This window comes from Priestia sp. JNUCC 25, assembly GCF_053667915.1.
Genome location: NZ_CM132211.1, coordinates 1,954,027 through 1,976,362 on the forward strand (window position 1 = coordinate 1,954,027; position 22,336 = coordinate 1,976,362).

The window sequence follows — 22,336 nt, forward strand, 5'->3', positions numbered from 1 at the left end:
GATAGCGACACGTTTTTAAAATGAGATAGGTATTTCTCATCTAAGCTACTTTTCTCTTCATTCATACTCCAACAGCTCTTTCTATGATAAAATAATAAAACTAAGTAAGTTTATTTTGGAAATTTTAAACGTAAGGTGATTAATTAAATGAAGTTAATTATTGCAGAAAAACCATCTGTCTCAAAAAACATTGCAGATGCACTAAAGATAAAAGGCCGGCAAGATGGCTACTTTGAGGGAAATGGCTACATTGTTACATGGGCATTTGGACATTTACTTCAATTATATGATGCAAAAGATTATGACGATAAGATGTCTACATGGAAAATGGAAAACTTCCCATTTATTCCGCAAGTCTTTAAGTATAAAGTGAAAAGCAATCCTCGTGATAGAGAAAAGCCTGATACAGGTGCTAAAAAACAGCTGAAAATTATCCAAAGCTTGATGAGAAGACCTGATGTTGATGGAATTATCTCGGCTTGTGACTACGATCGCGAAGGTCAAGTCATAGGAGATAGTATCATCTATAATCTGAAGACCGATAAAACTGTTTATAGACTTTTATTAAACGAATGGACACCGGCTGAGGTTATGAATGGGTTAGAAAATATTAAGCTAAATACAGAATTAAGACCTTTACAGGACGCTGGTGTTAGCCGTCAATGGGCTGATTGGGTTATTGGAATTAATCTGACATCTGTGGCTACTCTTAAATACCAAAAAGGTAAAGGGAAAGCCCTGAACATTGGTCGAGTTTTATTACCAACTTTAAAAATTATTTATGATCGAGATAAAGAAATTGAAAAGTTTGTTCCAGAGAACTATTACAAACTTCAAGCAACTTTTAAAACGAAAGATGAACAAGAGTATGAAGGAACCTATATTGAAGGTAAAGAAGAGAAATTTAAAAGTAAAGAAACCTTGGAAGGGATTCAGCAAAAACTGATTGATAAATCAGGAATTGTAAGCGATAAGCAGGTACAAAAAAAGAAGGAATATCCGCCATTTTTATTCAATCTATCCAACCTACAAGGGTATATTACGAATAAATACAAGGGATGGACCTCTGATAAAGTGTTAAAAGTAGCTCAATCTCTGTATGAGAAAAAATTCATCACATATCCACGTACGGCCAGCGTAGCTCTGGAAGAAAGTTTGGTAGGTAAGACGGCAAAGGTTCTAGAAACGCTAACAGAAGATTTACCATACAAAGACGAAGTGAAGTTTGTTAAATCAAAAAGAATTTTTGATAACTCTAAAGTAGAGAGCCATAGTGCAATTGTACCTACTTATTTAAAACCTAAAAAGCTATCAACTGATGAAGAACAAGTTTATGAAGCCATTAAAAATAGATTCATTATGCAATTCATGCCTGTAGCTGAGTATGAGGAAACAAGAATTGAAACGAAAATTACTGGTGCGGATTTAAAAGGGTTATTTATTTCTAAAGGAAAAGTTCAGCTCGTAGAAGGATGGAAAAAAGTAGAGAAAGTTCAATCTAAGGATACGATTCTGCCTCTTGTACAAGTTAATGATGACGTAGATTTAGTGAAGCATGAAATCACTACACACGTAACAAAGCCACCTAAGCAGCATACAGAAAGAACGCTGCTTCGAGTTATGGAGACATGTGGAAAGAACTACGATGGAGAAGGTACGGATGAAGAAAGCCTAAATGCAATTTTAAGTGGATTTAGTATCGGTACACCTGCAACAAGAGCTGAAACAATAAAAAAATTAAAAGATGTTGGTTATATAACAACGCAGAATAAAAATTTGCTTTGTACAGAGCTTGGAAGAAAGCTGATAGAAACATTCCCTATAAAAGATTTATTTAATCTTGAGTTCACAGGTCGTCTTGAAAAATCGTTGAATGATATTGAGAAAAGAAACTTTACAAAAGATGAGTTTTTACAGTTGATTTTTGAGTTTACTACAAAGGCAGTAGAAACAATTAAAAATGAGAAAGAAGTTACGATTAACGAAGTAGCTTCTCAGCGTAAAACGAACGAAATAATGGGCAAATGTCCAGTTTGTGGTCATGCTGTAATTGAGGGTCAAAAAGGGTTTGGCTGTAGCAATTGGAAAAATGGCTGCAAGTTTGTTATTTGGAAAAATGATAAGTTCTTAGCAACAATGAAAAAGAAGCCTACTAAAACTATGGTAAAGGCATTATTGAAGAATGGTATTGCTCCTGTGAAAGGTTTAACCAGTAAAAAAGGAAACAAATTTGATGCGAACCTAAGATATGAGAAAAATGCTGATAATGAGTATTTTAGTTGGAAGATGGAGTTTGATAAATAATTATAGCCTATTCCCCTTGGTAAGGTATGGTCAAGAAAAAAAGAATCCTTTAGTTAAAAGGGTTCTTTTCTCCTTTTTGTACCATTAATTACGTGAGAAATAGAAATGGGTAGGATTCTATTTAACTACATAGTGAATTCTAATGCAGGTTTTTAGTACCTATCTAACTAAAGTAATTATCCATCTATAATTATAAATCTAAGAAAATATACTGGTGACTCTCCAACTCTTTTTTATAATATTTTATGTGTGATATGAATTAAAGGTGAATATTTATACCTATGGCTATTTTCTTTTATTTTGAAGTTATATCCTTTTTAATGTATCAACAAACTCATAAAAGGGCTTATTATCCTATTTAGATAGTTTATTGGTAATTTTATAATGGATAATAGAGGAAAAATTCGCATCAGAGACGCATTAATTATGAGATAAAAGAGGGTTTATAATGGGAAAAGTATATGAAGCCAGTACGCTTTTAGCTTATGCGAAAGACAGGGTCCAAGCGTATAAAACATTTGATGAGCAGCTAGACGCATTAAAAAAAGCTCTTCATGCTGTGGCTACACTAGGTAACAAATTTCAAGGGAACGGTGCCGACAGTATCAAAGATTTTTATACATTACAAGTAGATATTGTCACACATTGGAAAAACTTGGTGTCGTCACATCAAGCCTATTTTAATAGTATTGCAGATTATGCAGAACAAGCTAAACTAAAAGGAGATACATTTGTAGATGTATCGTTCTTAGAACAAGAGCTAGCTGTTGCTAATGATCGCTCTAAGCAAATGGTTGAACAGCAGCACACTGAACTTAAAACGATTTTAAGCAATATTGAAGATATTATACATATTACACCGTCTTCCACAGAGGGCTTTGAAGATGAGTTAAGCGCTGCTGAGAAAAAAAGAACAGAAACTATTACCGCAGTAGAAGAACTAGATAACCAACTTTCAAGTGAATATGAAATGTTAGAGAAGTTCTATGAATCTGTGCAATTCAGCGTAGCTGGTTTGGAACAGCTGACTTCTCAAGGGGGCAGCGCTTCTCAGCTAACTTTTGATGCCAAAGCTTACAAAAGTAGCGAAGCATACAAAACACAGCAGCAAATTGATGAAGTGGCTTCGGGTTATGTAGAAGGAAAAGCTAAACAAAAACAAGAGGCTAAACAAAGAAAAGCAGCTATTGAAGCTGAAAAACAACAACAAATTCAAGCCAATAAACCATGGTATGAAAAAGGATTAGACATCGCAGGAGAAATTACGGGATACTATGATTTTAAACGTGCTACAGAAGGAGTCGATCCTGTTACACACAAAAAACTGTCTGCTACACAACGAGTGACAGCTGGAGCCATGGCGGCAGCTGGATTTATTCCTTTTGTAGGCTGGGCAGGACGAGCTATAAAAGGTGGCAGTGTTGTCTATAAAACTGCAAAAGGCATGAGTGCTGCGCATCGTGCCATGGCCATTTACCAAACACCTAAAGCTTTTAAGACACTTGAACAAACGGAAAAAGGGCTGTATGGACTTGTCTTAACGAATGGAATGTACGAATATACAACCGGAAAAGACGTATTAGGAAATAAGCTTACAAAAGAGCAGCAGCAAACTAGTTTATTTCAAACATTTGGAATTGCAGCAGGAGGTGTGCTTACTTCTAAGGTATCCACTCAGCTTGTTGAAAAAGGTGCACAGGCAGTCACCAAAAAGTTCAGTGATATGCGCAACGTCGTTCATACGAGTAAAGTGACTCAATATGGAAAAGACATTCACCATGCAATGCGAAAAATGCCAGCAGCCGGTATCGATAAAGCTAAAAAGATGTATGATGCTGTATTAGATACAAAAGTACCGAGGTTTTTACCACAGGAAGTACCAGTTGGTGTGAGTGCAGACTTTGCGCAACAGACTGTCCGGGATGTTTTGAAGAGTACAGCGAAAAACACCATGCAGTTTATTAATGATATTGAAATTTGGTATGATAAAGACGCTAAACGTTATCGAAGAAAAGATACAGGGCAGTTTACTCGCGATCCACATAGTGTGAATAAGGCGGAACAAAAGCCAATTGAGCCGGTGAAAGTAAGCGAAGAAACTCTGGGAATAGAGAAAACTAAGGAACAGGTAATTCAGAATACCGGTGAATCTACTAGAAATGTAGACCAAATTGATTACGGAGCTTATTTGAAAAAGAATATAGGTAATCCACCAAGTGATATGTATGATCCCCATGCACATCATATTGTATTTAAGAAAGGAAATGGGGCGGCTCAAAAAGAACTAGTGAGGGAAGGCCAAGAAATATTAAGAGAATATGATATTGATCCAATTTTAGGGCTTGAAAACCTGGTTTGGGCTCCAAATAGAGTTAAAGGACAACATGGTATTGAAGCACTTACGAATGTTGTGGATAATATAAGAAAAGTAAGAGACGCTGGTGGAGATAGGGAAGACATGGTAGAAATGCTTGAAAAGCTTGGTGACATTGCCAAGAGGAGGAGGTAATTAGAAATGGATAATAAACAAATTGCAAAAGAAATTCGTTCGGCTATAAAAAAAGGCGATATTGAAAAGGTAGTTGAATTAATTGGCTCCGATGCTGAACGTTTAAATATGATGACCCCTTTTGGAACGTGGCTTCATGTTGCAGCTTCTAGAGGAGAGTTAGATATTGTTAAGAAACTAATAGAACTCGGTGCAAATGTTAATGTACTTGGAGGAGTGTATGGTGGCGGAGCATTGAACGAAGCAGCTTCTGCAGGTCATATTGATATAGTCAGGTATCTATTATCTTGTGGAGCAGATATGGATGTAAGCGATCCAGAAAGAAATCCATTGTTTGGTGCAATTAGTAATGGCCATGCTAATATTGCAGAACTATTAATTGAAAGTGGTATAGATACGAATGTTACATATAGTGGTGAATCTATGAGAGAGGTAGACGCATTGACTTTTGCAAAGGAACAAGGACAAAAAGCAATTGTTAAGTTGTTAGAAAGTCAGAGAGGGCTCTCCACGGATGTAACTACAACAAATCATAATGATCAGGACCGTCATGTTGAGATTTTAAATCATATTACGAAGCATTTTGGCCCTATTGAAAATACTATAACTGAAACTGTTCCAGGTAGTAGAGTATCAGTTACTATTCACATAATCCCTCCGTCAATCAATAAAGATTTTGTCACTCTTGTAACTACCGGTATGAGTGATGAACCTATGGATTATTCAGATGAAGAAAGAACATTTAAGTATGCAGAGCTGTTACTAAAGTTACCTTCAAGTTGGGTAGTCGAAAAGGATAATATGAAAGATCAAAATCATTATTGGCCCTTTGGATGGTTAAGGAAAGTGGCTCATATTCCACACCTTTATGATGGATGGCTTGAGGAAGGAGTTATTCTTCCAAATGGAGAACCTCCTCAGCCATTTGCATCAAATACAAAGTTATCATGCGTAATGATCTGTCGTCCTCAAGAGTCCGGACTGGCTAACGTTCATACTCGAGATAAAGACATAAATATGTATACACTTGTTCCTATCTATGAAGAAGAAAGAAAGCTTGCATTGGAAAAAGGGTATGAGTATCTGCTAGAAAGAATGGATGAGAAAGGAATCACCGATGTTTTGGATATAAATCGGATAAATGTTGGAATGCAATAATCCGTGTAGATAGTTCATGGACAGGGATTTTTTGGAATTTATCTAATAATATTTTTTCTTGTTGAAGCTAATTGTCAATAACAATTGAAAATTTTAGTTAGAAGATGGAGTTTGAAAAATAGTAAAATCTTTGAAAATCCTTTTGATTTATTTAAATATTTGACGGTTTATAAAAAGCTCCACATCAAGGTTTATTGATGTGGAGCTTTTCGCATATGTTCCATATTCAATTATATTTTAATGCTAATGTACATGGGGTTTACTATTAAGGGTACTTTGATGATAAAATATATTTAGAACATACGTTTTGGAATTTTGATAATTAGCTAGAGGTATCTAAGTTAGAAAATGAAATAGAGTAAAATGCCTGACTATCTTTTAAGACATGTATTTTACGATTAAGCCTCTTATATATATAACATTTTATAATAGTACTCTTGATTTGGCGATCACTATGCGATTATTCCAACGGAACAAGTGAAGGACCCCAGCAAACTGTCAGGAGACGAACAGAAAATTTACGACTTAGTCGTAAGACGTCTAATTGCGGCACACTACGAAAAAGCGATTTTCGACTATACAACGATTACGACACTAGTGGAAAAGCGAGCAGCTTTTATTTCAAAAGGAAAGCAGCAAATCCAAGAAGGCTGGCGCAAAGTAATTTTTCAAAATGAGAAAGATGACGACGTTATTCTTCCGAATGTCCAAGAAGGCGAAGAAGGAAAAGTTATTAAAGTAGACGTAAAAGAAGGTAAAACACAGCCTCCAAAACGCTACACCGAAGGTCAGTTGATTACACTGATGAAGACAGCAGGCAAGCATTTGGATAATGACGAGCTGGAGAAAATTTTAGCAAAATCAGAAGGCTTAGGAACAGAAGCTACGCGCGCTGGAATCATTACAATGCTTAAAGATCGTAAATATATTGATGTGAAAAAAAACCAAGTATTTGCGACTGATAAAGGAAAGGTATTGATTGACGCGATTGGCGATAAAATTTTAGCTTCTCCAGAAATGACGGCTAAATGGGAGCAGCGTCTAGCTGAAATTGGAGAAGGAACAGCATCGGCCGCTGCCTTTATGGAACAAACAAAGAAGCTGTCAGCTAAAATTATCGAAGACGCTGTCGAAGCAGAAAGCAAGTGGAACTTCAGCGGATACGATACTGAATCCATTCAGCGAAAAGGTAATGGAAAAGGTAAAGGTTTTTCTTCTAAATCGTTTGGTTCATGTAAGCTTTGCGACGGAAAAGTAGTTGATAAAGGCTCATTTTACGGATGCTCAAACTATGCAAAAACAAAATGCACGTTTACCGTATCGAAAAAGATTTTAGGTAAAACAGTCACGCAGGCTAATTTAAAAAAGCTGTTAAGTGAAGGACAGACAGATTTGATTGAAGGCTTTAAAAAAGGCGATAAAACCTTTAATGCCAAGTTAGAATGGAAAGAAAACAAAGTGCAGTTTTTGTTTGAAAAATAGAGAAATAAAAAGCGTTTGCTAAAGAGCAAGCGCTTTTTGCATGTGAAGAAACAGGATTTCTCCAGCTTTTCTAGAAGTTCTTACATAGCTTATTTATATAAAGGATGAGATTGATGAAACGAACGAGTAAAGGGATGATTCCGTTTTGGGATTATATTGGCATTGAAGAAAAGCTGCTTGAAAGAGGATATGCAGAGTTAAAAATCACGATTCAGCCTCAGCTTCTGCAAGGAAGAGGAACGGTTCATGGAGGTGTTATTGCCACGCTTATCGACGCGGCGGTTGGTTCGGCTGTGCGGTCTTCTCTTTCTGAGGATGAAAGCGCCAGTACAGTTGAGTTAAAAGTAAATTATACTAGACCAGGTATAGGCGATTATTTAGTTGCAAAGTCTACACTGTCTCACCGCGGCAAAACGCTCGCTGTTGGAGAAGTGAAAATTGAAGACAGCAGCGGTAAACTTGTTGCGCTTGGCAGTGCAACATATATGATTTTTTCAGTAGAAAAAGCTTAGGGTTCTAAGCTTTTTCTGCTGAATGCAGCTGTTGCCTAATGAATGAAATAATCGTTTCATAGTAAGCTTTGGGATGAGGAGCAAATTCACTTTTATGTGCTGTACGGTGAATTGGCTCTTTTTTATTTGTTATCCCTTCAATGATCAGTTCTGTTTGATTTCCAAGCCACAGTTCGCAAAAGTGAGAAAAAGGCGCTTTTACAAGTGCTGATACTTCTTCTTGCTGCAAAATAAAAGCACTAAGAGGGTGAGAGCTGTAGTATAAAAATACGTGTGCGAATTCTTTATCAATATAGTCTGGCTGAGATACTTCGTATTTAAAGACATCTAAAGGAAGCAATTCATCAAATGAAATGTTGACACCGAGCTCTTCTTGAATTTCTCTTACTCCGTTCACGGCGGTTTCTGTATGAAACAAATGTCCGGCAGCTGTGATATCAAGCGCACCGGGATAATCTTGTTTTTGTTCGCTTCGAATTTGAAAATAAATATAGTCTGTATCAGTTTCACGGCTGACAAACCAGCAGTGAAACGCTTCGTGCCAATAGCCTTTTTCATGAACTTCTTTGCGAGACGCTGTTCCTATGCGCTGCTGTTGGTCGTTAAATACGGTTAACACTTCATCGTTCATCATAAAACCCCCATTTGCATCCTACTTCTTTCTACTCTAACCTGTCGTGAAAGGTATGTAAATAATGGAAGATGAAAAAACGTGTTCATACATAAAAATAAGTACAAGATAAAGGATACATCAATTTTAGTAAAGAAGGTGCATGCGTTGAATCATTGGATGGAAGTAGTACTTCGTTCAGTGCTGATTTTACTTGGCTTGTTTTTTATCACAAAGCTGTTGGGGAAAAAACAGTTATCCAAACTTTCTTTTTTTGAATATATCGTTGGCATTACAATTGGAGATATTGCAGGAACAATTTCAATGGATGTAGATTTACAGGCAAGTCACGGGGTAGTCGCAATTTTAGTGTGGGCATCGTTTCTTATTTTTGTATCAAACGTATCGTTAAAAAGTATAAGCTTTCGAAAAGCGGTGGAAGGGACAACAACGATCCTCATTAAAGAAGGAAAAATTCTTGAGGAAAATGTAAAAAAAGAAAAATATACAGTAGATGAGCTCATGGAGCAGCTTCGAAAAAAAGACATCTTTTATGTGGAAGACGTAGCTTTTGCCATGCTCGAAACCAACGGCGAATTAAGCGTGCTGTTAAAGAAAGAAAAGCAAAACGTTACGAGAGAAGATTTATTAATAAAAGGAGAGGCGACACGATTACCTCAAACGATTATCATGGATGGAAATATAATGAAAGAAGCGGTTCATGAGCTGGGATATAGCGTAGCGTGGGTTAAAGAACAGCTCAAAAAGAAAGGTGCTGCAGCCGATAAGGTATTTTTAGGTCAAGCAGACTCAGCAGGTCATTTGTATCTTGATTATTATGAAGACTGAGGCTGAGAGAAAAGTATTTTAGCCCAAGTGAAAAACGAACCATTAATCAACATGTCTGATTAGTGGTTCGTTTTTTGTGATTGCGAATATAGTTTTATCTGTTTCGTTCCTTCTAGCAGTTGATTGGAGGGCAAGGCGAAGACTCTTGCGGGAAAAGCGGAACAGATGAGACCCCCCAGGAGCGCAAGCAACGAGGAGGCTCAGCGACCGCCCGCGGAAAGCGAAGCTTTGCACGGAAATCAACTGCGGTGTAATAAGCAGTCCAGCTCATGTAGCTCATTTGTTCGTCTTTAGGTTGGATTCATTTAGTTATGTTTCAACCTCAGCGTGGATCTACTTCTTGTCCGGATTTTATATCCATTACTTTAAGGCTATTTTGAGGTGCTTTAATATCTTTACTTGCAGGTGCAGCTTTTTTATTTTCCACCCAGTCTACTAACAAATCAAAAGATTGATGGGCATATGGAAGCAGGGGCTGAAGCTCTTGATTTGGATCCGTTTGTTTATTCCATACTAAGCTGTCAACGTGATTTCCGTTTTTAACGGTATAAAGACGATGAAGATTTGCCTTGCCAGCTTTTTTAACGAGTTTTTCATAGCCTTCCGCGTGAATAGACGGGAAGATAAGTGAATCGAGAGAGCCCGCCATACTGATAAGAGGTACATCGATATCGCCTGTATTTTCTACTTTTGCTACATTTTCTTTTACACTTTTTGGACGGGTTTGATAGCGATAATTTTCAAAGATATAATCCCATGAGCGATCACGTAAACCTGCTGAAGTAAAGTTTAAATAGTTGTGCCAGTTTGTTCTTCCGGGAGCAGTTGGATCAAAGTGATCACGGTAAATGTTTAATGTGACCGACCAGTACACTTGATCATGGTAATTCCACAATTTTTCTGATCCTTTCGGAAGACCTGCTTTATACATTTGTTTAATGGCTTTTTTCTGCTCTTTTCCCGTTCCGTACAGCGCTTCTTCTGCGTTGTTGACAACAGGTGTTAGTGAGCTAATTAAATTTGGTGCTTTTGAACTCCATAATACGCCTTCCCAATCGACGCCTCCATCAAATAAACGAGGCTCTTTTGTTTGCTTTGGATCATCGTGCTCAAGTGCGTATCTGACGACGTATCCACCGTTTGAAATGCCAATTGCATACGTTGGTACTTTATGATCGTTTCGAATCAAATCGCTTGCAGGATTTTTTCGGTTGGACGGGTTGATTAGCTTGTCTGAATAATGAGTAGTCAAGTATTGCTGGGCAGCTTTTGTCAGTTGACGATAGCGCATATTCCATTCTGCTACGCTGTCGTCATCGTTAGCGAGTGCATTTTTTACTTTAGCAAAAGGATCGTTAGGGTCACTTTCTCCTTGCGTTCCTTTATCGGTGGCTGCAAATGCATAGCCTTTTTTAAGAACGTAATCGCTGAATAATAAATCGGTGGACGTTTCGTTGCGCGTGGCAGGAATGCCGGCTACCACAAGTTTTCCGTTCCAGTTATCAGGAACACGGATGACGAACTGAGCGTCTTCAAAAATGCCATTTACTTGCGTTCCTTTGACCTCAGCGGGCTGATTGATTCGATACCAGCCCGATCCATCTTCAGGTTTCCCCCAGTTATAAGGAGTAAGCCCAATATTGCCATAGAGCGTAGCCTGCTGATATTGAGTGGGGTTTTTAGTGGTGAGCCAATTCCCGTTCGCTCCGTCGAAATAGGTTTCTGCCGACTGATCAGCATTTGGAATTACATCTGTTTTGTTAGAAGCTTCAGCAAGAGATCCTGAAGCTGAAAAACAAAGAGCAGCAGAAAAAGTAAGCGCTATCATTTTTCGTTTCACGTTTCTTCCTCCTCATAAAAATACTACATACCTTTTAAACAAATTCCATAAAAAAGAAAAATCTCCTGTTTTAAAATCAGTTTGGAGGAAAGTTTTTTCATTTGTTTCTAAGCTGTTTTTGTCTAACAAACAGGTAAACTGCATCCAATTCTCTAGTTTCTTTTTAAGCTGCTTATATTATAATGAAACAAGGATTAAAAAAGACAGGGTAAAACAATCGATTAAATAAGTATAAAAGATATGAAGAACGTTTCTATAAAACGTTTATCTTAGAGGGCAAGGGAGTAGGTCTATGAGCAGCTTTAACAGTCAGTTTTTGTATTCCGTTACAATCATTCTATTAGGATACATACTAAAACGAACAAACCTCCTTCAGCAAAAAGACGGGGAAGCTTTAGCCAGAATTATTTTTAATATTACAATGCCTTGCTTGATTATTGTCACATTCAGCAGTATTAAAATTGATGGATCGCTTATTTTACTATTAGTTATTGGAATTGTCTATGGCTTGCTGTTAGCTGCGGTAGGAATTTTTGTTTTTCGAAAAGATGAAAGAAAAGTGAAAGGCATGCTGACGATGATGATTCCAGGGTTTAATATTGGAATGTTTGCTTATCCGTTAGTAGAAGGCATTTGGGGAAAAGAAGGGCTTAAATATTTTGGTATGTTTGATGTCGGAAATGCCTTTGTTATTTTTGTTTTATGCTATGTGATTGGCAGCTACTACTCAGGAGATGATATTGACATTGAATTTAAAAAGATTTTATACAAAGTATTAAAATCGATGCCGCTTCTTACCTACGTAATCATTTGTCTTCTTGCGATTATAGGCATTCATTTACCATCATATGTATTAGACGTTTCAGGCATTATCTCTAAAGCTAATATGCCGCTTTCTCTTTTGCTTTTAGGCGTATATTTAAATTTTTCGTTCCAAAAAAGCTACTTGAAAAAAATTATTATGTTTTTAAGTATCCGCTACGTAATCGGACTCGGGGTAGGAATTGCGCTGTTTTTCCTGCTTCCATTTGAAGATATGTTCCGGTATACAATCTTAGTTTGCTTCATTCTACCAGTAGCGGGGTCAGTTTTACCTTACGCAGTAGAATTCAAATACGATCAAAAATTTGTCGGCACCGTTTCAAATATGACGATTCTGCTGAGTTTTTTGCTGCTGTGGGGAATGACAAACATTTTAATGTAAATAACTGAGGACGCTCGCACTTGTGAGCGTCCTTTTTGATGAAAAAAAGGATATTCCCAAATAAACAGAGGTAAGCTAGGAGAAGAGAAAATCCATCATACATACAACCTGACGGGAGGAAAAAAAGTGGAGTCCTTAACTTTTGTTTTATTTGGCGCAACGGGTGATTTAGCAAAAAGAAAAATCTTTCCCGCTCTTTATAATTTATTTACAGACAAAAAGCTCCCTGATGCTATTTCTATTATTGGATCGGGGTACGAGCAGATGTCTCATGAGGATTTTAAAGAGCGTGTAAAGCAATCTATAAACGATTTTTCGAGACAGAAAATGGAAAGTAACGAAGAAGATTTTTTGTCCCTGTTTCATTATCAAGCAGTAGACGCAAGCAAAACAGAAGATTACAAACAGCTATTAAAGGTTGTGAATGAGCAAGAAACAACTCATGGAAGTAAAGGAAATCGTTTGTTTTATTTGTCCGTAGCACCCGAATACTTCGATGTAATTGCTCTGCATATAAAAAAAAGCGGCTTGGATCAAACCAGCGGGTGGAAGCGTCTTATGATTGAAAAGCCATTTGGACATGATCTTGTTTCAGCAAGAGAGCTTAATGAAAAGCTAAGCAGTACGTTTAAAGAAGAAGAAATTTATCGAATTGATCATTATTTAGGTAAACCGATGGTGCAAAATTTAGAAGCGCTTGAATTTACGAACCCCGTGCTGCAATCGCTGTGGAATAACAAACACATTGCGAACGTACAAATTACGGCAAGTGAAACAGTCGGTGTTGAAAATCGTGCAGGGTATTATGATCATACGGGGGCCATACGCGACATGATTCAAAATCATATGCTGCAGGTTCTCATGATGACAGCTATGCATCTTCCAAAACGAATTTGCTCAGAAAACATTTTAGAAGAAAAGCAAAAAGTAATGGAGTCACTGAGGAAAATTCAAGCGAAAGAAGTAGCTCGCGATGTTGTAAGAGGACAATACGGAAACGGAGAAATCAATCACAAATCTGTTAGAGGATACAAAGAAGAGCCTGGCGTAGAAGCAGACTCTAAAAATGATACGTTTGTGGCAGCACGTTTATGGATTGATAATCCATTTTGGAAAGGCGTTCCTTTTTATATTCGAACGGGCAAACGAATGAAAGAAAAATCAACTCGTATCGTCGTAGAATTTAAAGATTCTTTAAAGGGTCTGTACGAAACTCCTTATGACAAAGTAGCACCAAACTTATTTATTATCGAAATCAGTCCAAGCGAAAACGTCGCTTTGCAGCTTAACAGCAAAAACCCATTAAAAAATGGTGTTATTGAGCCGGTTCGTATTACGTTTTCAAGAGAAGAAGAAAGTGTGCCGGAAGCATATGAACGAATTATTTACGACGCATTAATCGGAGACTCCACGTTTTTTGCTCATTGGAAAGAAGTAGAGCTATCTTGGCAGTGGGTGCAGCCTGTATTAGATGCATTTGAAGCTGATATGCTGCCGCTTTATGAATATCCATCCGGCTCACAAGGCCCTGAAGAAGCCCAGAAATTAGTTGAACAAGAAGGCTTTAAGTGGTGGCTCGATGACGATGAGCATGGGGAAGCACCTGGAGTGTTTGTGCCTATTTAAAAAAGAGGTTAGGACAAAATTTTTTTCGTTGAAGAAAGATCCGAACGATAAATTGAGATTCTTGATGGAGAATCTCGATTCATCGTTCGGATTTTTTTATGTATCTCATTTGTTCGTCTTTGGATTGAATGAATTTAGTTATGTCTCAATCTCTTTTGGTGTTTAATCGTTTTTGTAAATAAACAAGATCATGATGTAAATGTTGTTGCATATGTTCAACAGCTTTTAAACTGCGTTTTTTCATAAAGGTGAACACTTGCTGATGCTCATCTAAAATCTCAGCAGCGCGCCCTTTACCTTTAAAATTAAGCACCCGACAAAAATAAATCAATACATTTACGCTATCGAGCTGTTTTTTTAAATGTTTATTATGACTGTATTGAAGAATCAGCTGATGAAAATGTTCATTTAGCTCAATAAGTCGAGAATCTTCGGCTCCTTGCTTTATTTCCTCAGCGGTTCTGTCTAACAGTTGCTCAATGAAAAGAAGCTCTTCATCAGAAGCGCGAGTAATACACAGCTCAATGGCTAAAGACTCTAAAGCCGTACGAATTTGATAAATTTCTTCTACGTCTTCAGGAGACAGGGAATAAACAATAAAGCCTGTTTTTTGATCTGCAACTAAAAGGCCGTCTTTTTCTAATAAACGCATTGCTTCTCTTATGGGAGAGCGGCTGACCCCAAATGCTTTAGCTAGCTGGGTTTCATTGATTCGCTGACCCGGTTCATATTCACCGTTCACAATCATTTGCTTAATTTTTTCATAAAATTGAAGATAGTATGGTAACGGCTTGTGTAAATCAAAATTGTTCATTGATATACCTCGTTTATTTATAATCATTTATTTCCTAATTATAATACGCTTGTTCATAAGAGTCATAATAATTTTGAACTTTTGAAGAGAATGAATATATTCAGAATTTTCTTGTTAAAAGCGTTCTTTTTACGTATAATCAAATAGATAATATCAGTCGACGGTCGACCGATAATTTTTTACATAAAAGACGCAGGGGGATTTTTGATGAAAACGTTAAAAATAGCGAACATACCAGGAGATGGAGTAGGAAAAGAAGTTGTGCCGGAGGCGGTTAGGGTGCTTCACACGATTGCAGATCTTCACGGGGGAGTAAAATTTGAATTTACAGAATTTCCTTGGAGCTGTGATTATTATTTGAAGTACGGACAGATGATGCCGGAAGATGGGCTAAAGCAGCTTCAACACTTTGACGGAATTTTTTTAGGAGCCGTAGGAAATTTAAATCTTGTGCCAGATCACGTGTCGCTATGGGGTCTGCTCATTAAGATTCGTCGAGAATTTCAGCAGGTAATTAATATTCGTCCAGCCAAAAGGTTAAAAGGCATCGCATCTCCACTAACGAACCCAAAAGATTTTGATTTAATTGTTGTTCGTGAAAATAGTGAAGGAGAATACAGTGAAGTAGGAGGCCGGATTTATCAAGGAGAAGATCAAATTTCTATTCAAAATGCGGTTTTTTCTCGAAAAGGAACAGAACGAGCGATGTGCTACGCATTTGAATTAGCTTCTAAAAGAAAAGCGAAAGTTACAAGCGCAACGAAGTCAAATGGAATTGTTCATTCAATGCCGTTTTGGGACGAAGTGTTTCAAGATGTTGCAAAGAGTTATCCTTATATTGAAACAGAATCACAGCACATCGATGCGCTGGCGGCTTTTTTCGTTACAAATCCAAGTCGTTTTGATGTAATTGTGGCAAGCAATTTATTTGGAGATATTTTAACAGATATCGGAGCTGCTATTATGGGAAGTATTGGCGTTGCTCCTGCTGCAAATATTAATGTGAACGGAAAATATCCTTCGATGTTTGAACCGGTACACGGGTCTGCTCCTGATATTGTCGGAAAAGGAATTGCAAACCCAATCGGACAGATTTGGACGGCTAAAATGATGTTGGATCATTTTGGTGAACAAGAATTAGGCAGTCATTTATTAGAGGTTATCGAACAAGTGACGGAATCGGGCATCATTACACCAGATGTTGGAGGCAGCGCAACTACTAGTGAAGTAACGGATCAAATTATTTCTCATTTAAAGAAGTGAAGGTTCTAAAAGAGGCTAGGACAAAAGAATATTAGACGAAGTGAAAAACAAACCATTGATCAAAGTGTTTGATTCATGGTTTGTTTTTTTGTGGTAAACGTAGGTTTCATGTGTGTAGGTCTTTCTAGCGGTTGATTGGAGGGCAAGGCGAAGACTCCTGCGGGAAAAGCGAAGTCTTGCACGGAAATCAAAATCGATAAATACATGTTGACACTTACATATATGAACCCTATAATAGTTTGAGTTGAGATAATTCGTATGCATATTATTTCTAGACTATGATTTAGTTTGTTTTAATAAATAGATACGAACAAACAAATAAAAGGAGGAAAATCATGCAGAAATCAAAATTATGGACAAAAGATTTTTTAGCGGTCTCATTGACCAGCTTTTTTGTTTTTGTCATTTTTTATATGTTAACTGTCACATTGCCGCTGTTTGCAACGGATGAACTTCATGCAAGTAAACAAAGCCTAGGGCTAATTGTGACAATTTTTTTAGTGTCCGGCATTGTGTTCAGACCGCTAGCCGGTAAGTGGATGACAACATTAGGACAAAAGAAAGTACTATTAATAGGTGTCTTTATCTTTTTAATTGGTTCTATTTTATATATGAACATTCACTCATTATCTGCGCTGCTGCTGCTGCGTGTGCTTCATGGTATTGGTTTTGGAATGAGCACAACTGCCACAGGAGCAATCGTTGCAAATGTAATTCCAGAACAGAGGAAAGGCGAAGGGATGGGGTACTATGCGACGTTTATGAACTTAGCGATGGTAGTAGGTCCGTTTGTAGGCTTAACGTTAACGAATACTTTGGGTCATACAGCGGTCTTTACCGTTGCGGTTGTATCTTCTGTTTTAGCAGTATTATGCAGTCTAGTACTTCGTGTACCTGAGGTGCAAGCTTCTTCTGCAACAAATGAAATACAGCCAGCTAAAGGTCTTGCGGCGTTTTTTGAATACCGTTCGCTGCCTATTTCTGTTGCTGGCCTTGTGGTAGCTTTTTCATATGCAAGTGTTATTTCGTTTGTGTCTATTTATGCAAAAGAAATGGGCTTTACGCAAGCTTCAAGCTTTTTCTTTGTTGTCTACGCGGTGTGCTTATTAGCTTCTAGACCTTTTACTGGAAAATGGTTTGATCAATACGGAGAAAACAGCGTGGTATATCCGTCCATTTTATCTTTAGCTATCGGTATCTTTTTGCTTAGCCAAGCGACAACAAGCTGGGTGTTTTTATTAGCTGGAGCATTGATTGGATTAGGCTTTGGAACGATTACATCAAGTTTTCAATCCATTGCTGTAAAAAAAGCTTCTCCTCATCGCCGAGGTGTCGCCACAGCTACGTTTTTTGTGTTTTTTGATTCTGGAATGGGCTTAGGGTCCTTTTTATTAGGCATTTTATCCACAGCAGCCGGTTATAAAGGAATGTATGTATTCTGTTCCATTGTTGCTCTTTTAGCTATAGCAGCATACCTTGTATTGCACGGCCGAAAAAGCCAGAAACAGCGTATTATTTCTCAAAATGAATCATTAGGAAAATAACATAAATAAAAAAAGGCGTGCTCAAGGGGAGCATGCCTTTTTTATTTATGGAGCTCTAAAGAAAACGGCTGTGAGCATATCGATATAGAAGCTCTCCTGATTTCTTTAGAGATTTCTTTTATTCCACTTCTTCTTTTGTAATCCACTCACTGGACCATGTCTGAATTTCCTGAATTACCGGCGCTAGTGCTAATCCTTTGTCGGATAACGAATACTCGATTCGAACAGGAGTTTCCGGAATAACCGTACGAATGACGATTCCTTCATGCTCTAATTCTTTTAGGCGCTCGGATAAGAGTCTTCCGCTTACTGGAAGTGCTTCTTGCATTTGAGAAAACCGCTGTGAGCCGGAAAGTAGCTGAAAAATGATCAAACTCGTCCAACGTTTCGTTAGTATAGTAACAGCCTTTTCAAAACGCGGGCAGAGTGCTAAACCGTCCATGTTATTACCTCCATTCTCTTCCTATATTATAAAACAAAGTCAGCATTTTATCTAGTGTTGTGTAATTTAATTACTTAAAGAACATAAATTACTTTACGCTTTTATGTTTTGATTATATAATTTATATAATTAAAGAAGTTAATTACTAAAAGTAACAAAAAGAACATAAAAGCTTTACAAGATAAATGTATCGTCATATAATACTTTAAGCAAGTAAAGTTACTTACTTTTAGTAAGCTGATACATCAATTAAAAAAGATAAAAGATAAATGTAGTGAAGTGCTAGAAAAAATATTTGTTCATGTGAGAGATTGAACACAATGTGAAAATAGTAGATAAGTGAAAGACACATAAGAGGAGGAAATGACTGTGATTAACGAAAAAGTTGTTTCAATTTTAAAAGATAAAATTAACGTAGTAAAAAATGATGATCATTTTATTTATATAGTAGGACCTATCACGCTTCCGGTGAATCTAGATGGAGAGACACAAGTATTTAGTTGGTATTCATGGCTGCGTTCTGATAATGTAAAAGAAGAATCTTTAAGTACGGAAGAGCTTATTGAAAAAATGCAAGGAGCTAATTTAGCTGACATGCAGCAATCGAGTGTTCTTGTGTACGGAGATTTTCAAGAATCGCATGAGGCACTAATTCGTATGCACAGTATCTGCCATACGGGAGATATATTCGGAAGCAAACGCTGCGACTGCGGTTTTCAATTAAAACAATCTATGAAAATGATCGTCGAAAATGGAAGCGGAGCGATATTTTATTTAGCAAATCATGAAGGACGCGGCATTGGCCTATTCAGCAAAGCAATGGCATACGTTCTTCAAGAAAACGGATTTGATACGGTAGAGGCGAATGAAGGGTTAGGATTTGAAGATGATACTCGCAGCTATAGTGATGCCATCAGCGTGTTAAAAGTGCTGCGTCAAAAACCTGTTACGCTGATTACAAATAATCCGAAAAAGCTAATCGCGCTTGAGAAAAACGGCGCACTTTTATCCGGGCGCGTTCCACTTTGGGGAGATGTATCTCAGTTTAATGAAAAGTATCTAGACACCAAAGTTAAACGTTCAGGACACTTAAAAGAGGAGGTTCTTCTTTGATCAATCACGAATTTTATATGAATATAGCGTTACAAAACGCAAAAGCAACAAAAGGACAAACAGATCCAAATCCGCTTGTAGGATCTGTCATTGTAAACGATAATCGAATCGTTGGAATCGGTACGCATTTAAAAGCGGGAGAGCCGCACGCTGAAATTCATGCGCTGCGAATGGCTGGCGAACAAGCAAAAGGAGCGACTGCTTACGTAACGCTAGAGCCTTGTTCACACCACGGACGTACAGGTCCTTGTGCTGAAGCGCTAGTTGAAGCCGGTGTAAAAAAAGTGGTCATAGCAACTTTAGACCCCAATCCTTTAGTAGCAGGTAATGGAGTTAAAATTTTAGAAAACGCAGGCATTGAGGTCATAACAGGTGTATGTGAAGAAGAGTCACGTCAAATGAATGAGGTCTTCAATAAGTATATTGTAACGAAGAAGCCGTTTGTTTCATTAAAGTCAGCGATTACGTTAGACGGTAAAATAGCAACTGCTTCTTCTCACAGCAAGTGGATTACGTCTGAGGAAGCTCGTTTGGATGTACATCAGCTGCGTCATGAAACAGCGGGTATCTTAGTAGGGGTGAACACGGTCATTAAGGACAACCCCGAGCTGACAACTCGCATTGAAGGCGGCCGCAGTCCAATTCGTATTGTGATGGATTCAAAGCTGCGCATGCCGCTTGAATCTAAGCTAGCAACAGATTCTTTAGCTCCAACGTGGGTATTTACAAGTCAGGGCTATTCAAAAGAAAAAAAAGAACAGCTCGAAAAGCAAGGCGTCGAAGTATTTGTTACAAGCGGTGAGGACAAAGTAAATCTTGAAGATATGCTTTCTATACTAGGTGAGAAATTTGTGTCGTCTCTTTTAATTGAAGGAGGGGGCGAAGTGAATGCCGCATTCTTAGAGAATCGTTTAATTGATAAATTGGTGCTGTATATGGCTCCAAAGCTTTCAGGAGGAAAAGAAGCTCCTACTTTCCTAGAAGGAAAAGGCGTAGAGAAAATGTGGGACGCAGTGGACGTGGAGCGTCTTTCTGTGACGTCAATCGGCAAAGACTTTAAATTTGTTGGATATCCTGTTTATAAATAAAAATGTGAATGAGGATGGAACAAAAATATGTTAGGTGAAGGAAGATCCGAACGATAAATCGTTCGGATTTTTTGCTGTTATGGTGAACATAGGTTTCATGTATGCAGGTGCTTTTAGCGGTGTAACAAGTGATCTATATTAGCTTATTCATCCTATTTGTTCGTCTGTAGACTGGATTGATTTCGTTATGTCTCAATATTATTTTTTTGCAGGATTTTTTAGAGAAGAGAAATAATACACTATTTTACTATTATAGATTAATTTGCTATTATAGGGAATGGTCAATTTCGAAACATTGTATAAATTTTTAACGAGTTTACAGTTGACTATCTAAATAAAATCACTATATGTTTATAGAGAGAATATATTATGTGAAAGTAAGGGTGAGAAAAGAGATGAGAGAGTATAGAATTGGGAGTGTTATGAGAGACCTTCGCAAAATGGCAGGGTTGACACAACAAGAATTATCAAGAGACATTTGTACACAAGCGCAAATCAGCAAAATTGAAAACGGTGAAGAATATCCATCAAGCATTACCCTCTATAAAATTTCTAAGCGCCTTGGCGTAGATGTTAACTACTTTTTTGATAGTGTAGAATCACCTCGACTTGATTACGTAGATGCGGTTCAATCGTTAATTCGTCAATATATTCGTCAGAGAGATTATGATGCTATTCATAATATCATTGTAAAAGAAAAAGAAAGTCCCCTGTTTCAAAACCCGCTGAACAAGCAATTTTTAATGTGGCACGAAGGTATTTGCGTGTATTACATTCATCACAACAAAGAAGATGCGCTGTCTAAAATGTACCAAGCGATCGATCTTACTAAGCAATCGGCAACGTTTTATAAGGAAAGAGAAATTGAAATTTTAAATAGCATTGGGATTATTCTTTATGAAGAGAAAGAGTATGAACAGGCTCTAGATACATATCAAACAGCACTCAAAAGCTTAAATGAGCTGCCCCAAACAAAAGACGAAAATATAAAAATTAGAATTTTAAATGCACTTGCCAAAACGCTTGGAGATATGAGTAACTATGATGAATCATTAATATATAGCAACCGAGGAATTGATTTGTGCATTAGTAATGAATCAATGTATTTATTTGGAGAACTTCATTACCAAGCAGGAGAGAGCTTAATCAAATTAGGTAAAATTGAACAAGGTAAAGAATATATGGAAAAGTCTATGACCATTTTCACCCTGCAACGAAATGAGCGATTCGTCAAGCTAGTAGAAAAAGAACTTGAAGCTCTATTTGTTTAAAATATTCCTATCATTATAATTTTTGAGAAATTTCTATCAAAATGGAGGAAATCCGTGGTTTTAAGGGGATAAATGCTGATAGAAAGGAATTCATCTACTTTTATCCTGTGATACACTAGAGTCAAATCAAAGAAAGAGGAGGAAATAATTATGAAAAAAGTATTAGTCGGTATGGCATTAGCGTTTACATTAGTAGCAGGTGTTGCGTCAGTTGGAACAAGCGTAGCAACAGGAGATTTTTCAACATTAGGTCTTCCTAGCCAACATTAATAAGAAAAAGCCGTGCTAAGAAGCACGGCTTTTTTTATTGTGTTTTACTTGACTGATCTTTGTTGCGTTTGTTTCCTTTTGAATTATCCCCGCTTGAAATTTCTTCACCCATTTCTACAAGATGGTGCTGCGTTTTTGGATTACTTTGATTAGCGCTTCCTTTGTTATTCTTTTTAGTCATCTTCATTCTCCTTTAAAACGATGGCAATGCATCGAGATTATTTGTTTTGTCATGATCAGGAATGCTGCGAATATACGTACCGCCATCTTTCCCTACAAAGGTACTCACATGCTCAACGTCCCCTGCTTCTACTTTCTTTAATGCTTCTTCATAGGTTAAAACGTCTCCTGAAGCTGTTTGGAATTCTAAGAGGTCACCGTCTGCATTTTTACGTACTGCAACGAAACGTTCTTTCATACAAATAAACACCTTCCTT

At 37.4% G+C, this 22,336-nt stretch carries 18 protein-coding genes and 1 pseudogene; 13 read left to right on the forward strand and 6 right to left on the reverse strand.

Annotated elements, in window-relative coordinates; all coding sequences use genetic code 11:
* The first annotated feature begins 147 nt into the window (after window positions 1-147).
* From JNUCC25_RS09870 to JNUCC25_RS09890, 5 genes and pseudogenes are all read left to right on the forward strand, one after another.
* The gene (locus JNUCC25_RS09870; RefSeq protein ID WP_029321285.1) at window positions 148-2,304 is read left to right on the forward strand and encodes a type IA DNA topoisomerase; all 2,157 of its coding nucleotides are present in this window, start codon (window positions 148-150) and stop codon (window positions 2,302-2,304) included.
* 448 nt (window positions 2,305-2,752) lie between these two features.
* Window positions 2,753-4,813: a T7SS effector LXG polymorphic toxin gene (locus JNUCC25_RS09875; protein WP_140456765.1), complete on the forward strand. Its 2,061-nt coding sequence runs from the start codon at window positions 2,753-2,755 to the stop codon at window positions 4,811-4,813.
* A gap of 6 nt (window positions 4,814-4,819) precedes the next feature.
* Window positions 4,820-5,971, forward strand: coding sequence for a suppressor of fused domain protein (locus JNUCC25_RS09880; protein ID WP_029321289.1), 1,152 nt, complete (start codon window positions 4,820-4,822; stop codon window positions 5,969-5,971).
* A gap of 447 nt (window positions 5,972-6,418) precedes the next feature.
* Window positions 6,419-7,453: pseudogene (locus JNUCC25_RS09885) on the forward strand (DNA topoisomerase); the annotation flags it as partial.
* Between the two features lie 113 nt (window positions 7,454-7,566).
* Window positions 7,567-7,965 (forward strand): PaaI family thioesterase, encoded by a 399-nt coding sequence (locus JNUCC25_RS09890; RefSeq protein ID WP_029321293.1) that lies wholly within the window; start codon window positions 7,567-7,569, stop codon window positions 7,963-7,965.
* A 4-nt stretch (window positions 7,966-7,969) separates the two neighbouring features.
* Here the strand turns inward: JNUCC25_RS09890 and JNUCC25_RS09895 are convergent, their stop codons facing one another.
* Window positions 7,970-8,599, reverse strand: coding sequence for an NUDIX hydrolase (locus JNUCC25_RS09895; protein ID WP_407728364.1), 630 nt, complete (start codon window positions 8,597-8,599; stop codon window positions 7,970-7,972).
* Window positions 8,600-8,734: 135 nt separating this feature from the next.
* On the opposite strand from JNUCC25_RS09895, the gene JNUCC25_RS09900 reads away from it, so the two are divergent.
* Window positions 8,735-9,424: a DUF421 domain-containing protein gene (locus tag JNUCC25_RS09900; RefSeq protein WP_223268947.1), complete on the forward strand. Its 690-nt coding sequence runs from the start codon at window positions 8,735-8,737 to the stop codon at window positions 9,422-9,424.
* A 322-nt stretch (window positions 9,425-9,746) separates the two neighbouring features.
* Here JNUCC25_RS09900 and JNUCC25_RS09905 read toward each other — a convergent pair whose 3' ends face one another.
* Window positions 9,747-11,264 carry a tannase/feruloyl esterase family alpha/beta hydrolase gene (locus JNUCC25_RS09905; protein WP_029321299.1) on the reverse strand — a complete coding sequence of 506 codons (1,518 nt, stop codon included), beginning with the start codon at window positions 11,262-11,264 and terminating at the stop codon, window positions 9,747-9,749.
* A gap of 292 nt (window positions 11,265-11,556) precedes the next feature.
* On the opposite strand from JNUCC25_RS09905, the gene JNUCC25_RS09910 reads away from it, so the two are divergent.
* Window positions 11,557-12,468, forward strand: a complete 912-nt coding sequence (locus tag JNUCC25_RS09910) for an AEC family transporter (protein ID WP_025752008.1) — start codon at window positions 11,557-11,559, stop codon at window positions 12,466-12,468.
* 126 nt (window positions 12,469-12,594) lie between these two features.
* Window positions 12,595-14,094, forward strand: a complete 1,500-nt coding sequence (gene zwf / locus JNUCC25_RS09915; RefSeq protein ID WP_029321301.1) for a glucose-6-phosphate dehydrogenase — start codon at window positions 12,595-12,597, stop codon at window positions 14,092-14,094.
* Between the two features lie 145 nt (window positions 14,095-14,239).
* Here zwf and JNUCC25_RS09920 read toward each other — a convergent pair whose 3' ends face one another.
* Window positions 14,240-14,908: a GntR family transcriptional regulator gene (locus JNUCC25_RS09920; RefSeq protein WP_013056663.1), complete on the reverse strand. Its 669-nt coding sequence runs from the start codon at window positions 14,906-14,908 to the stop codon at window positions 14,240-14,242.
* Window positions 14,909-15,115: 207 nt separating this feature from the next.
* On the opposite strand from JNUCC25_RS09920, the gene JNUCC25_RS09925 reads away from it, so the two are divergent.
* Both JNUCC25_RS09925 and JNUCC25_RS09930 read left to right on the forward strand, forming a co-directional pair.
* Window positions 15,116-16,171 carry a tartrate dehydrogenase gene (locus JNUCC25_RS09925; RefSeq protein ID WP_064471585.1) on the forward strand — a complete coding sequence of 352 codons (1,056 nt, stop codon included), beginning with the start codon at window positions 15,116-15,118 and terminating at the stop codon, window positions 16,169-16,171.
* A gap of 335 nt (window positions 16,172-16,506) precedes the next feature.
* Window positions 16,507-17,715, forward strand: coding sequence for an MFS transporter (locus JNUCC25_RS09930; RefSeq protein ID WP_013056665.1), 1,209 nt, complete (start codon window positions 16,507-16,509; stop codon window positions 17,713-17,715).
* A 118-nt stretch (window positions 17,716-17,833) separates the two neighbouring features.
* Here JNUCC25_RS09930 and JNUCC25_RS09935 read toward each other — a convergent pair whose 3' ends face one another.
* Window positions 17,834-18,157: a winged helix-turn-helix transcriptional regulator gene (locus JNUCC25_RS09935; protein ID WP_014460492.1), complete on the reverse strand. Its 324-nt coding sequence runs from the start codon at window positions 18,155-18,157 to the stop codon at window positions 17,834-17,836.
* A 363-nt stretch (window positions 18,158-18,520) separates the two neighbouring features.
* Between JNUCC25_RS09935 and JNUCC25_RS09940 the strand changes: the two genes are divergently transcribed.
* The 3 genes from JNUCC25_RS09940 to JNUCC25_RS09950 all read left to right on the forward strand — a co-directional run bounded on the left by JNUCC25_RS09940 (window position 18,521) and on the right by JNUCC25_RS09950 (window position 21,629).
* Complete coding sequence (locus JNUCC25_RS09940) at window positions 18,521-19,270, forward strand: GTP cyclohydrolase II (protein WP_171843215.1); 750 nt, start codon at window positions 18,521-18,523, stop codon at window positions 19,268-19,270.
* Window positions 19,267-20,358, forward strand: coding sequence for a bifunctional diaminohydroxyphosphoribosylaminopyrimidine deaminase/5-amino-6-(5-phosphoribosylamino)uracil reductase RibD (gene ribD / locus JNUCC25_RS09945; protein ID WP_013056668.1), 1,092 nt, complete (start codon window positions 19,267-19,269; stop codon window positions 20,356-20,358). Before JNUCC25_RS09940 ends, ribD begins: the two co-directional genes overlap by 4 nt.
* 395 nt (window positions 20,359-20,753) lie before the next feature.
* The gene (locus JNUCC25_RS09950; RefSeq protein ID WP_029321308.1) at window positions 20,754-21,629 is read left to right on the forward strand and encodes a helix-turn-helix domain-containing protein; all 876 of its coding nucleotides are present in this window, start codon (window positions 20,754-20,756) and stop codon (window positions 21,627-21,629) included.
* A 304-nt stretch (window positions 21,630-21,933) separates the two neighbouring features.
* Here the strand turns inward: JNUCC25_RS09950 and JNUCC25_RS09955 are convergent, their stop codons facing one another.
* Together JNUCC25_RS09955 and JNUCC25_RS09960 are read right to left on the reverse strand one after the other, a co-directional pair.
* Window positions 21,934-22,080, reverse strand: coding sequence for a hypothetical protein (locus JNUCC25_RS09955; RefSeq protein WP_013056671.1), 147 nt, complete (start codon window positions 22,078-22,080; stop codon window positions 21,934-21,936).
* A 12-nt stretch (window positions 22,081-22,092) separates the two neighbouring features.
* Window positions 22,093-22,317, reverse strand: coding sequence for a DUF3892 domain-containing protein (locus tag JNUCC25_RS09960; protein ID WP_013056672.1), 225 nt, complete (start codon window positions 22,315-22,317; stop codon window positions 22,093-22,095).
* Window positions 22,318-22,336 lie beyond the last annotated feature (19 nt).